Source organism: Kiloniella antarctica (assembly GCF_042682825.1).
In the GTDB taxonomy this organism is placed as follows: Bacteria; Pseudomonadota; Alphaproteobacteria; order Kiloniellales; family Kiloniellaceae; genus Kiloniella; species Kiloniella antarctica.
The window spans coordinates 195,089-207,691 of sequence record NZ_JBHUII010000001.1 but is presented as its reverse complement, the minus strand read 5'-3'; the positions used below and the strand labels follow the sequence as shown (position 1 = coordinate 207,691).

The 12,603-nt window shown below is 46.2% G+C and carries 8 protein-coding genes; 5 read left to right on the top strand and 3 right to left on the bottom strand.

Going from position 1 to position 12,603, the window contains the following annotated elements; translation table 11 throughout:
• Positions 1-84 precede the first annotated feature (84 nt).
• The 3 genes from ACFSKO_RS00960 (at position 85) to ACFSKO_RS00950 (ending at position 1,793) form a co-directional block, all read left to right on the top strand.
• The gene (locus tag ACFSKO_RS00960; protein ID WP_380247449.1) at positions 85-873 is read left to right on the top strand and encodes an N-formylglutamate amidohydrolase; all 789 of its coding nucleotides are present in this window, start codon (positions 85-87) and stop codon (positions 871-873) included.
• A gap of 86 nt (positions 874-959) precedes the next feature.
• Positions 960-1,259 carry a DUF1244 domain-containing protein gene (locus ACFSKO_RS00955; protein WP_380247447.1) on the top strand — a complete coding sequence of 100 codons (300 nt, stop codon included), beginning with the start codon at positions 960-962 and terminating at the stop codon, positions 1,257-1,259.
• Positions 1,260-1,442: 183 nt separating this feature from the next.
• Complete coding sequence (locus tag ACFSKO_RS00950; RefSeq protein ID WP_380247445.1) at positions 1,443-1,793, top strand: DUF2312 domain-containing protein; 351 nt, start codon at positions 1,443-1,445, stop codon at positions 1,791-1,793.
• A 71-nt stretch (positions 1,794-1,864) separates the two neighbouring features.
• Here ACFSKO_RS00950 and ACFSKO_RS00945 read toward each other — a convergent pair whose 3' ends face one another.
• Entirely contained in the window at positions 1,865-5,350 is a 3,486-nt protein-coding gene (locus ACFSKO_RS00945) for an acyl-[ACP]--phospholipid O-acyltransferase (protein ID WP_380247443.1), read from the bottom strand.
• Positions 5,351-5,796: 446 nt separating this feature from the next.
• On the opposite strand from ACFSKO_RS00945, the gene ACFSKO_RS00940 reads away from it, so the two are divergent.
• Entirely contained in the window at positions 5,797-7,413 is a 1,617-nt protein-coding gene (locus ACFSKO_RS00940; protein WP_380247441.1) for a BCCT family transporter, read from the top strand.
• A 93-nt stretch (positions 7,414-7,506) separates the two neighbouring features.
• On the opposite strand, the gene ACFSKO_RS00935 is transcribed toward ACFSKO_RS00940, so the two are convergent.
• The gene (locus tag ACFSKO_RS00935; RefSeq protein WP_380247439.1) at positions 7,507-9,324 is read right to left on the bottom strand and encodes an AMP-dependent synthetase/ligase; all 1,818 of its coding nucleotides are present in this window, start codon (positions 9,322-9,324) and stop codon (positions 7,507-7,509) included.
• A 174-nt stretch (positions 9,325-9,498) separates the two neighbouring features.
• Between ACFSKO_RS00935 and ACFSKO_RS00930 the strand changes: the two genes are divergently transcribed.
• Entirely contained in the window at positions 9,499-11,313 is a 1,815-nt protein-coding gene (locus ACFSKO_RS00930) for a M3 family oligoendopeptidase (protein ID WP_380249404.1), read from the top strand.
• A 60-nt stretch (positions 11,314-11,373) separates the two neighbouring features.
• Here ACFSKO_RS00930 and ACFSKO_RS00925 read toward each other — a convergent pair whose 3' ends face one another.
• Positions 11,374-12,462 (bottom strand): PLP-dependent cysteine synthase family protein, encoded by a 1,089-nt coding sequence (locus tag ACFSKO_RS00925; protein ID WP_380247438.1) that lies wholly within the window; start codon positions 12,460-12,462, stop codon positions 11,374-11,376.
• Between the last annotated feature and the right edge of the window lie 141 nt (positions 12,463-12,603).

Genomic DNA, 12,603 nt, shown 5'->3' with positions numbered 1-12,603 from the left:
AAAATAAAGCCAAAGACTATATAGCGAATAGATAATCGGGCTCTTGAATTAAGTTAAAACACCAAACACTATCTTGGGTGAAAAATGAATATCGATATTCTGGCTTCGGATGAACCAAGCCCGGTAAATATGATCAACGAAGATTCAGAAAATCCTTTCCTGTTTCTCTGCGACCACGCATCACCCTTTATTCCGCGCTCACGTAATAACCTGGGGATTGAAGATCATCATCTTCAGCGACATGTCGCCTACGATATAGGTATCAAGGCTGTAACTGAAGGGGTTGCTAATCATTTCAGTTCTCGCGCGATTTTTAGTAATTTTTCGAGACTTTTGGTTGACCCGAACCGCAAGCTGGATAATCCGGGTTTGATGCCTGAGTTCAGTGACGGATGTCATGTTCCTGCCAATATAAACCTCTCCTCAGAGGAACGTGAAGCACGCCTAAATACATTTTACTGGCCTTATCAGAATAAGATCAGTTCTACTATTGATGAGATGATTAACTCGGGAAATGTGCCGATTATTATCTCCATGCACAGTATGACCCATGAAATGGATGGGGTGGCACGACCCTGGCCGGTTTGTGTTTTATGGAATTATGATCCTCGGATACCGTTGCCCTTGATGGAGAGTTTTAAAAGACGTGGTTTTAAGTGCGGGGACAATGTTCCCTATACTGGTCGAGATGGTCACGGCGGAACGATGGATCTGCAGGTTAACCCTCGCGGCTTGGCAAATGCCCTGATCGAAGTGCGTCAAGATTTGATCTCAACGCCTGAAGGCATTGCTGAATGGACAGCCAATCTTATTGATGGGTTCGAAGACGTCCTACACTGTCCTTCTTTACAGGAAATAAAGTACTACGGGTGATTGAAGTAAGGGCGTTGAGATAGAGAATAATTGATACTTACCATCGGCTATTTGGGCTATTGGATATTATTGGAATGAGAACGAAAATGGATAAGCAAACACAATTGGAATTAGAAGCTGCGACCTTCCGGCGTCTGGTTGAGCATTTACGGGAACGTTCAGACGTCCAGAATATTGATATGATGAACTTGGCTGGGTTTTGTCGAAACTGTCTGTCGAAATGGTATGTCGCGGCGGCGGAAGAAAAAAAGGAAGTTATTGACTACGGGCAGGCACGTGAAATTGTTTACGGGATGCCGTATGATGAGTGGAAAGCCATACATCAAACAGAGGCCACCGCAGAACAACAGGCCGCCTTTGAAAAGAATAAACCTGCGCATGATTGAAGATCGATCGATTTGAAAATCGTCCTGAAAACGTGCAGGAATATTTGACGGAAGATTTTACTAACTGTGTTTTATTTGGAAAATGAAGCCCGGTTGTTTGTTCTGGCATTGCCAAACGAGACGGCGAGCGCTAATTTCCGCAACAGATTGATTTATACCTGACAGCATAAAAGGGCCTAGAGCATGGATGATTTCGACGCAGGCTATGACGACGCAACCTCTGATGAAACGGTTTCTCATGAAACGCTGGATGCCGAAATGGATAAGCCGAAGCTTGATCCTATTCCTGGTGGTGAGATAAATGGTGTAACGGCAGACCGTCTTCGTGGATTTATTGAACGTGTCGAGCGTTTGGAAGAAGAGAAAAAAGCGATCGCTGACGACATCAAAGAAATTTACTCCGAGGCGAAGTCTCTTGGCTTTGATACCAAAATCATGCGGAAAATTGTTTCCTTGCGTAAGATCGAACAGCAAGAACGTTTAGAGCAAGAAGAGTTGATCGATGTTTATAAACATGCACTTGGCATGATTTAAGTTCTTCAAAATACCCAATAAAAAACCCACCGTCAGGTGGGTTTTTTATTGTTTGAAATCTCAGGTTTCAGTTAGGCGGTAGCGGCTTCAGATTCCGGAACGAGAAGAACTTGAAGGGATTGATAATCCGTTTTCCCGGTTCCAAGAACCGGAAGCTTGTCGAGGATTTCAATCTCACGGGGGATCATCAACTCACTGATACCTTCTTCCTTGGCTTTGCTCAGGAGATCTGGCCGGGTAGCCGTTGGGCAATCCGTTGCGAGAATTAACTGCTCACCTTTTTTTGCATCAGGGCGTGAGATAACCGCATGTTGGAATCCGGGCCAGGTTTTACCAGCAAGGTCTTCTGCGGCGGTGAGGGAAACCATTTCACCCGCGATCTTGGCAAAGCGCTTGGCGCGACCCTGGATCGAAATGAAGCCGTCGATATCGAGCACGACAATATCCCCTGTGTCGTACCAGCCCTCTTCCGGAGGTTGGAGTTGCCCCGGGGCATCTGCGCGCAAGTAGCCTTTCATGATATTGGGACCCTTTACAAAGAGCCTGCCACCCGTTGGGATGCCGGGGACGGCCTCCAATCGGTACTCCATACCGGGTAAGAAACGGCCAACGCTGCCAGCCCTGTATTGCAAGGGTGTATTGGTGGAGATAACCGGAGAGGTTTCTGTTGCGCCATAACCCTCGAGAATACGGAGGCCAAATTTTTCGGACCAGGTTTTACGGGTGCTGTCTTTGACCTTTTCCGCGCCTGCAAAAATGTGTCTGACGGCGTAAAAGTCATAGGGGTGCGCAACGCGCGCGTAGCCGTTTAGGAAAGTATCCGTACCAAAAACGATTGTGGCATTGGTATCGTAAACCAGCGCGGGAACGATCCTGTAATGCAAAGGAGACGGATAGAGGAACGTCTTAATTCCAGAAAGAATGGGCAACAAGAGGCCGCCCGTCATGCCAAAGGAATGAAAAATGGGCAGGGCGTTAAAGACGGTATCTGTTGAGTTGAAGTCCACAACAGCCGAGAGCTGGTTTCTGTTAGACAGTAAGTTATCATGGCTCAACATGACGCCTTTGGGCACGCCTTCAGAACCGGACGTAAACAGAACGACTGCGGCATCGTCGATGCCCGGTGCTTCGTTGTTGTGAATCGAGCGGGCAAAATAACTTTTGATTTTCCCCGCCAACTTGTCGCCGATAGAAATCTCTTTCTTAATGTCTTCGAGATAAATCAGTTTGCATTCTTTGCTGAGAGCGTTTGCCAAACCATCGAGGCGACCAACCTCGATAAATTTACGTGATGTAAGAATAGTTTTGATTTCTGCTGTTTTACAACAAGACAAAAGGTTCTTTTCACCCATTGTAAAGTTGAGCATAGCCGCAACACGGCTTTTTGACTGAAGAGCAAAAAATGTAACAGCCGCGGCTGAAGAGTTCGGGAGGAGTACACCGACGATTTCTTTTCTTTTTGTGAAGGTTGCAAATTTATTGCCGAGGACAAAGCTTGCCGTAATCAGCTTGTCGTAATCGAGAGGTGAGCGTTCGATGTCCTCAACCACAGGGCTTGAACCGCCATGGATATCTCTGGCGTCCAGAAGGTTCTTAAAAAGTCCTCCTTGTGCAGGGCAGGAGATAAAGGACGTCTCGCTCATAAGATCGTGAAGGCCCATACTGATGGCAGCACGGCGTTCACGTCCTCTGATATCGGTGCTGAGATTAAGTTTTTTCGGAGGGTGAATTGTAATGACCACCTTTGGAAACCAACGTTGGCGAACTTTGCCTTTTAGTCTGGAAAAGCGGCTGTACTGAGCGCCTTCAATGTTGACGGGCAGCAGGGGCGCATCGGCGTGATCGGCGATCATGCCGGGACCTTCGTGGATCTTCATCATGCCGCCCGTAACCGTGATTCTGCCTTCAGGGAAAATCACACAGCGTTTGCCGGATTTCACCACATTGATCATGGTTTTAGTGGCCATGGGGTTGGTGGGGTCAATCGGATAAAAATCAACAACGGAAAGGAAAGGCTTAACCCACCATTTTTGTGCCATGAAGGTATCAATGGCAAAGGTTGGTCGACCGGGAAGGAAAGCCGCCAGTAAAATGCCGTCTAGGAAAGACACATGATTGATAACGATTACGGCTTTGGGGCCAAGATCATCAAGGTTTTCTCGGCCCTTTACTTCAACCCGAAAGCATATTTTGAACAGAAGGCGGAAGAATAATTTGGTTGGGACTTCGGGAAGGAGTTTGCAGACATAGAGAGCAACAACGAGATTGAGAACGCCGATGATCAGAAATACATCTGGAATGGAAAATCCGAGCTTGAGCATTCCGATGGTACCAATCGCGGAAACAACCATAAACAAGGCGTTTACAATGTTGTTACTGGCAACGTTCCGGGCGCGATGGTTCTCGCTACTTTCGCTTTGCAAAATTGCATAGAGCGGCACAATGTAGAGGCCACCGCTGACGGAAATCAGGAAGAGATCGATGAGAATGCGGATGTTATCCGGGCTGGTAAAGAATTCTGTCAGACTGATTAGGGCTGTACCAGAAATGTGTACTGTATTACTGGCCGCATAAAGATCAAAGGTGAACAGCGACAGCCCCAAAGCACCAAAGGGGACAAACCTGGCTGAAACTTCACCTTTTAAAAGCTTGTTACAAAGCAGAGAGCCAACCGCGATGCCAACGGAAAATACGGTTAAAAAGAGCGTGACGATTTGCTCGTTACCGCCAATAACATCTTTGGCAAAGGTCGGAAACTGGGCGAGGAAAGTAGCCCCAAACAGCCAAAACCATGAAATACCAAGGATGGATAAGAAGACAGCGCGGTTTCCAGCACTGTGTTTGACGAGGTTATAGGTCTCAGCAATGATATTCGGGTTCAGTTTAAGTGTTGGTTCTGCGGATTCTGCGCGGGGAATAAAATAACTGGTGATCACGCCGACAATCGACAAGACGATGACCATGGCCGAAATGAAATAAATTCCGCCATCCAACAAAATGACAAGGCCGCCGATGATTGTTCCGATCAAGATTGAGAGGAAAGTTCCTGCTTCGATCAATCCATTGGCACCAATCAATTCATCCTTCGCCATATGATCGGGCAAGATGCTGTACTTGAGCGGACCAAAAAAGGTGGATTGGGTACCCATCATAAAGAGCACGACCATCAGGTAATTTGGTGAGTGGGTTATAAAGCCATAAGCCGCCAAAGCCATGATCAAGACTTCATAATATTTGATTATGCGAATGAGGCGGGATTTCTCAAACTTGTCCGCGATCTGTCCGGCAAGAGCGGAAAACAAAAAGAAGGGGAGGATAAAAAGGCCAGCAGCGAGGGTCACCATAATCTGTGGCGACAGGGCAGAGCTGTCAGCCAACCGATAAGTGATTAATACCACTAAAGCATTTTTGAAGACATGATCGTTAAGGGCGCCAAGTGCCTGTGTCAGGAAAAGAGGCAGGAACCGTTTTGTTCCCATGAGATGCATAAGGTTCTTGTTTTCCAAAGATCCGTTTTCTGAGGGCTCATTCTCAATAGATCCATTCTGTATCGACATGGATACTCCACTTGGTTATTTGGTTTGAATATCAGTTGCGGCATAGTGCCTAATAGTTGCGTAATTAGAAATAGTTTTCGCGTTGAATTATCAAATCTGCGATGTGATTCAGAAGACTAGAGCATGATTTGAAAAAGAGAATTAGTGTGAAATTGTTCCTAGTTTTGACGTTTGACGTCGTAAATTGAAATGTATTGTGGTGAGAAATTTTTAAATATTCTCTTTTGTAAAATCAGCGGACGAGAGTTCCTTTCTCTTTGTTATTGTTACCATTTTGTGAATGGCCACCATTTAAACGTCGTATAGGATATTCTTTGATATAACCAATATTGCTAACTTTCATTCAAAAAATGCTTCAAATTAAGTCGCTATTAACCATGAAAACGATTTTAATTTTCGGATTATGTCCTCGACCCAATCCGGGTCATTTCAGGGAGGTTATAATCATGAGAGCAAAATCTGGCTTTCTAAAAGGCTTGAATCCGACCATGGCAATATGGTCGAAGTTTCTCGTCTTTGCTTTGGTCATTATGGCATTTGTTGCCACAGAGGGCGTCGGTGATTTCTTCACCGGAATTAACAATTTTCTTGTTGGTACGATGAAATGGTACTACCTCGGGATTGTTGCTTTTTTCCTATTCTTTGTTATTTGGCTGTTGTTTAGTCGATATGGTAATTTACGTTTAGGTAAAGATACCGATCGTCCTGAGTTCAGCTACTTTTCCTGGTTCGCCATGTTGTTTGGCGCAGGAATGGGGATCGGCCTAGTTTTTTGGTCCATCGCCGAGCCAATTTATCACTTTCAGTCCAACCCGTTCATAACAGAAGATATGTCGCAATCAGCAGAAGCGGCTCAAGTCGCCATGCGCATCACTCTGTTTCACTGGGGGCTTCATCCTTGGGCTATTTACGTAATTGTTGCTCTTTCGCTTGCGTACTTTGCCTACCGCAAGGGATTGCCACTTACAATCCGTTCTTCGCTCTATCCGTTGATAGGTGATCGGATTTATGGACCAATTGGTCATGTCGCAGATCTTCTGGCTGTTTATGGTACAGTTTTTGGTGTCGCGACATCTCTTGGTCTTGGGGTTCAGCAGATGGCCACCGGTCTTTATGAAATTACCGGTTGGGGCTTTTGGGTTACACAGACGGTTACGGATGGTGTGACCAAGAGCGAACCTGCACTGGCAGCAATGATGGTTTTGATTGCGGTGGTTTCAGGTCTGGCAACTATTTCGGTTGTTTCTGGTATTGGAAAGGGCGTTAAGATCCTGTCCGAAGTCAACCTGTGGCTTTCTATCGCCATTCTTGCATTCTTCATTGCCTTTGGCCCAACACGTTATTTATTGGGCGCATTCCTACAGAACATAGGTGACTATATCGGAAATGTTATTCCTCTTAGCCTTTGGACGAATGCCAACGACGAAGCCAGTAAATGGCAAGGTTGGTGGACAGCGTTCTATTGGGGCTGGTGGATGTCATGGGCGCCTTTTGTGGGCATGTTCATTGCGCGTATTTCCAAAGGACGGACCATTCGTGAGTTCATCCTTGGTGTGCTGTTGGTGCCGACGTTACTTGGTGCCGTCTGGTTGACGGCCTTTGGTGGTACGGCACTTCATATTGAGCTGTTCGGAGACGGTGGTATCGTTGAGGCGGTTCAATCTGATCTGACGTCAGCTCTTTATGTCACGCTTGTGAAAATGGATGCCGGGTTTATGGGAACAATTGCCTCAATTGTGGCAACCATTCTTATTGCGACTTATTTCATCACGTCCTCTGATTCAGGTACATTGGTTGTGAATACACTACTTTCCATGGGGGATGAAAATCCACCAACAATGCACCGTGTAATCTGGGGATTAGGTGAAGGTTTTGTTGCTGCGGCCTTATTGGTTGCGGGTGGTTTGAAGGCCTTGCAAGCAGCGGCAATTGCTGCGGCACTTCCGTTTTCAATTATAATGATCTTTATGATGATTGGCTTGGTGAAATCATTGCGAGAAGAAGACCTTGGACAGGCCTATTCACCGAATGGCGAGCGGGTGAGTGGTAGTTTGAACGACTAATCCTTTCATCGTGTAAACTTAAAATGGCCCCTGAATTTGAGGTCAAATTCAGGGGCCATTTTTGTATCGATCAAAGTTAATTTCTTCCAACGTTTATTTCTTCGAACTGGGATAGAGGGCATCCAGCTGTTCTTTGTAAATTTCCAATACCTTGTGCCGTCGAACCTTTAGGGTTGGGGTCATCATTTTGTTTTCGATGCTAAAAGCTTCTTTGGCGATGATAAACTTTCGAACCTTCTCTAGGGGGGAAAATTGTTTGTTGACCTGGTCAATGGCTTTGGCCAACGAGATTTTTAAAGATGGATTGTTGTGAACCGATGCCAGAACACCCGGAATACCGCTGGCTTCACCCCATTGTTCCAAAAAATCCTCATCAGGGACTATTATCGCGGTTAAATGCGGGCGTTTATTGCCATAAACCATGACTTGATGAATGAAAGGGTGATAAGAAAGTTCCCCTTCTACGCGGGCAGGGGAGACATTGTCACCGCCAGAGAGGACAATGATATCTTTCTTTCGATCGGTAATTTTCAAACGCCCCTTGTCGTCAAATTCACCAATGTCGCCCGTGTGGAGCCAACCATCTTTTATTGTCTCTTCGGTATATTTGGGATCGTTCCAGTAACCGCTCATCAACAACTCACCCTTGGCAAGGATTTCTCCGTCCTCAGCGATCTTGATTTCGACGCCTTTAAGCTCTGGCCCAACGGTACTCATATCGATAATACCTGGCCGATTTACCGCGATTACAGGCGCAGCTTCGGTCTGGCCGTAACCTTGGAGAATAGGAAGGCCAAGCGAGTGAAAGAAAAGACCGATGTCTTCGTTGAGTGCTGCGCCGCCGGAAACCATTGCTTTTAGGCGACCTCCAAAACGCAGCCGTAATTTATTACGCACCAGTTTTTCGAGGACACGATCTTGAAGTTTCTCAATGATGTTCAATCCGTTGGAATCGTAATACTTTTTTCGCCCTAATGCTTCGGCTTTGTAAAACAGTGATCTTTTCAGAGGCTTTTCTTTATCAAGCCCGCGGGTAATGCGGCTGTACATTGATTCGTATAGCCGTGGCACCGCTGTCATTATGGTTGGTTTGGCTTCGGACATGTTGCGTAGTAAATGTTCAGCGCCTTCGCCGTAATAAATTTGTGCCCCTAATAAAAGCGGGAAAAACTGTCCGGCAGTATGTTCGTAAGCATGAGAAAGCGGAAGGAAAGAGAGGAAAGTTTCTTCCCCGAGGCCGAGGCGGTAGAGAACATCCCAAGCCCCTTCGCAATTGCAGAGGATGGCACCATGGCTGAGCATAACGCCTTTGGGTAATCCGCCAGTTCCCGATGTGTATATCAGGCAGGCGATGTCTTTTCGGGTGATTTTTTTTGCCGAAGCTTCGATGTCTTCGTCGAGCTTGTCACCTTCTGCGAGGAGATGTTCCCAGCTGTGGATTTCAAGATCACGATCTTGTTCAACGTCATCAGCAATCCCGTCGATGGTAATGACCCACTTGCATTCCGGGGATTTTTCCACTGCTGGCAGGGCCTTGCGACCAAGGGCTGCGGTTGAAATAATAATCCCTTTAGCTCCGGAATGGTTCAGGACGTGTTGATGGTTTTCAACTGTGTTGGTCGTGTAGGCGGGCACTGTTATGCCACCTGCGGCCATAATGGCGAGGTCAGCAATAAACCACTCTGGCCTGTTTTCCGCGACAAGGACAACACGGTCGCCTTTGGCCAAGCCAATAGATTTAAGGCTTCTGGCCATGGCGGTAATGCGCCGAGAGGTTTCAGCCCAACTGATCGGCCAGTAGACTTTGTTTTCCTTGAACCACAGAAAAGGCTGTTCATCGCGTTCTTGGGCGTGTTCATAAAACAGGCTGACAAGGTTTTTATAGTGGGGGGGCGTTATCGTCTGTTCCATATTCCTCGTTTAGCCTTTACCTGTTCTTGAGTTTTATTATCATTGGTCGTTTATTAGTTGAAGAATGTATTATTTGGCGATTCTCGCCTTGTTTTAAAATTCTTGATCCTAAGTTTATAGAGACATTATTTGCATTTGTAGACCGCCTTTAGCGGAATGAGAGGATTTTCCATGATGGAAGCTGGGACCGAAGCTGCTCACCCCAAAGATGTTATTGACGAAAAGCTTGGAACTCTACCTGCCTGGGATTTAACAGATCTCTACCCTTCACCTGCTTCAAGTGAGCTTGAAGCTGATTTAGTGAAGGCTGAAAAAGCTGCCATTGCCTTTAATAAAAAATATTTAGGTAAGCTCGCAAGTTTAAGCGGCGATGATCTTAATGAAGCAATTGTGACCTTTGAAAATACTCAGGAAATTATGGGTAAGGTTATGAGCTATGCCTACCTTGTTTATGCCGGAAATATGAGCGATCCTGAGGTCGGCAAATTCTTCCAATCGATGCAAGAGCGCAGCACAAGTATCTCTAAGCACATTCTGTTCTTTACGTTGGAGCTGAACAAGCTTGAAGAGAGTGTGCTAAAAGAGAAGATTGAAAACAGTTCTCTTTCGAAATATGCCCCATGGTTGAGAGAGCTGCGTGCCCAGAAAGATCATCAGCTTTCTGATGAACTCGAAGGGTTGTTACACGAAAAAAGCGTGTCAGGCCGATCTGCCTGGGTACGCCTGTTTGATGAAACGATGGCGAGCTTAAAGTTTCCGTTTCAAGGCGACAATCTTAGTTCAGCACAAATCCTCAACAAATTAAGTAATCGTGATCCTGAAATTCGTAAAGAAGCTGCGCAATCTTTGGGAAAAGTCTTGGGTGAAAACCAACGTCTTTTTGCTCATATCACAAATACGCTGGCCAAAGATAAAGAAGTCGAAGATCAATGGCGCGGATTTAAACGCCCGGTTTCTGCGCGCAACCTTGCCAATGTTGTTGAAGACGAGGTCGTTGATGCTTTGGTAAGCTCAGTATCTTCTTCTTACGAAGATCTTGCGCATCGTTATTACAAGTTAAAAGCAAAGTGGTTTGGTGTAGAGCAGCTTCCCTATTGGGACCGTAACGCTCCGCTCCCTGATGATGATGATGATGTTATTAACTGGGATACGGCACGCGAAACTGTTTTGACAGCGTATGCCGGGTTTTCACCTAAACTCGCGGCTGTCGGGAAGAAATTCTTCGATAACCCTTGGATTGATGCGCCAGTAAGATCTGGAAAAGCACCGGGTGCTTTTGCGCATCCAACCGTCCCTTGCGCGCACCCTTATTTACTTGTGAACTATCAGGGGCGTACGCGTGATGTCATGACCCTGGCCCATGAACTCGGACATGGTGTTCATCAGGTGTTGGCGGGTATTCAAGGCCCCTTGATGTCGGATACACCTTTGACGTTGGCTGAAACGGCATCTGTTTTTGGGGAAATGCTGACCTTCCAGTCGGTGCTGAAAAAGAAAACTGATGCAAAAGCAAAGCGCATTATGTTGGCGTCGAAAGTTGAAGACATGCTTAATACGGTGGTTAGGCAGGTCGCGATGCATCAGTTCGAAACCAGAGTCCATGACGAGCGTCGAAAAGGTGAGTTATTACCTGAGCAGTTGGGTGAGATCTGGATGGATACACAGCGAGAAAGCTTGGGGCCATCAATTCGTTTTGAAGATGAATATGCTTCTTACTGGTCCTATGTTCCGCACTTTATCCACGCACCGTTCTATGTTTATGCCTATGCCTTTGGGGATTGTCTGGTTAATTCTCTCTATGCAGTTTATCAACAGAGCGAAGAAGGCTTTGCCGAGAAGTATCTCGAGATGCTCTCTGCCGGGGGTACAAAACGCCATAAGGAATTATTAGCGCCCTTCGGACTTGATGCCAGTGATCCTGATTTTTGGAAGCAGGGTTTGAAAGTGGTATCTGGATTTATTGATCAACTTGAAGCCATGGAAGAATAAGGCTTAAAGCTTTTGGGTAACTGAAAAAGCACCTCTCAAATAGGGAGGTGCTTTTTTGCTTTAACTTTCGACGTTGAATTTGCCGGTTTCCATGAATTTTTTGAGGTTTTTGAGGTGAGGTTCTGTATCAAGTCCTTTTTCTTTCAACCAGCTCTCGTTGTAATAAGTCTCGAGATAGCGTTCACCTGAATCGCATATCAACGTCACGATGCTGCCTTTCTCACCCTGCGCCTTCATCTCGGACATAAGGTGGAAAGCTCCGCAAAGGTTGGTTCCTGTCGAAGCACCACATTTTCGCCCCAAAAGTTCTTCTAAAAGGTGGCTGGCTGCTATGGAAGCAGCATCGGGAATACGGATCATTCGATCGACCACAGAAGGCACAAAAGAAGGTTCAACCCGAGGACGACCGATGCCCTCAATGCGGGATCCGACAGCACTGGTGAGTTTTTTATCTCCGCTATGGTAAAAATCGTAAAAAACAGAATTTTCCGGATCAACAATGCAGAGCTTGGTTGCTGAACTACACATCATTTCGTACCGGATAAAACGGCCAATTGTTGCAGATGTTCCCCCCGTGCCGGCGCTAGCAACGACCCATTCAGGATCAGGGTGAGGTTCGAGAGCCATTTGGGAAAAGATGGATTGGGCAATGTTGTTGTTGCCTCGCCAGTCAGTTGCCCGCTCTGCATAGGTAAACTGATCCATGTAATGGCCGTTTAATGCATGGGCTAGGCGTTTGGATTCATCGTAAATATCTTTTGGGTCAACCAGATGGCATTCACCACCATAAAACTCTATCTGCGCCAGCTTTTTCCGTGCGGTTGTGCGGGGAACCACCGCGATAAACTTAAGGCCGAGTAATCTGGCAAAATAAGCTTCTGATATCGCGGTGCTGCCCGATGATGATTCGATAATCGGTGTGTCCTGCGCAATCCAGCCATTGCAAAGGCCATACAAGAAGAGTGATCTTGCCAGACGGTGTTTTAAGCTGCCTGTGGGGTGGGTGGTCTCGTCTTTGAAATAGAGATCAATACCGTGACAACTCGGCAGATCAAGTTTGATCAGGTGGGTATCCGAGGATCGATTAAAATCGGCTTCAATTTTCTTTACAGCTTGATGGACCCATAAGCGTTTATCTGTCGTTGTCATATACCGTCTCTATTTTTAATAGGGCTCTACTTTAGTCTTGAGTGTTATGATGGTAGCATCAGTTCTGACTTTTCACATGGATTTAGAGGCTTTTGATAAATATTCTGTAACGGGTATGCGTGAGAGTGCGTCAAAAAGAAA

Excerpts from the sequence above, each read along its gene's own strand:
- ACFSKO_RS00935 (WP_380247439.1), bottom strand. The coding sequence starts at position 9,324 with ATGGAACAGACGATAACGCCCCCCCACTATAAAAACCTTGTCAGCCTG.
- ACFSKO_RS00950 (WP_380247445.1), top strand. The coding sequence starts at position 1,443 with ATGGATGATTTCGACGCAGGCTATGACGACGCAACCTCTGATGAAACG.
- ACFSKO_RS00940 (WP_380247441.1), top strand. The coding sequence starts at position 5,797 with ATGAGAGCAAAATCTGGCTTTCTAAAAGGCTTGAATCCGACCATGGCA.
- ACFSKO_RS00945 (WP_380247443.1), bottom strand. The coding sequence starts at position 5,350 with ATGTCGATACAGAATGGATCTATTGAGAATGAGCCCTCAGAAAACGGA.
- ACFSKO_RS00925 (WP_380247438.1), bottom strand. The coding sequence starts at position 12,462 with ATGACAACGACAGATAAACGCTTATGGGTCCATCAAGCTGTAAAGAAA.
- ACFSKO_RS00955 (WP_380247447.1), top strand. The coding sequence starts at position 960 with ATGGATAAGCAAACACAATTGGAATTAGAAGCTGCGACCTTCCGGCGT.
- ACFSKO_RS00960 (WP_380247449.1), top strand. The coding sequence starts at position 85 with ATGAATATCGATATTCTGGCTTCGGATGAACCAAGCCCGGTAAATATG.
- ACFSKO_RS00930 (WP_380249404.1), top strand. The coding sequence starts at position 9,499 with ATGGAAGCTGGGACCGAAGCTGCTCACCCCAAAGATGTTATTGACGAA.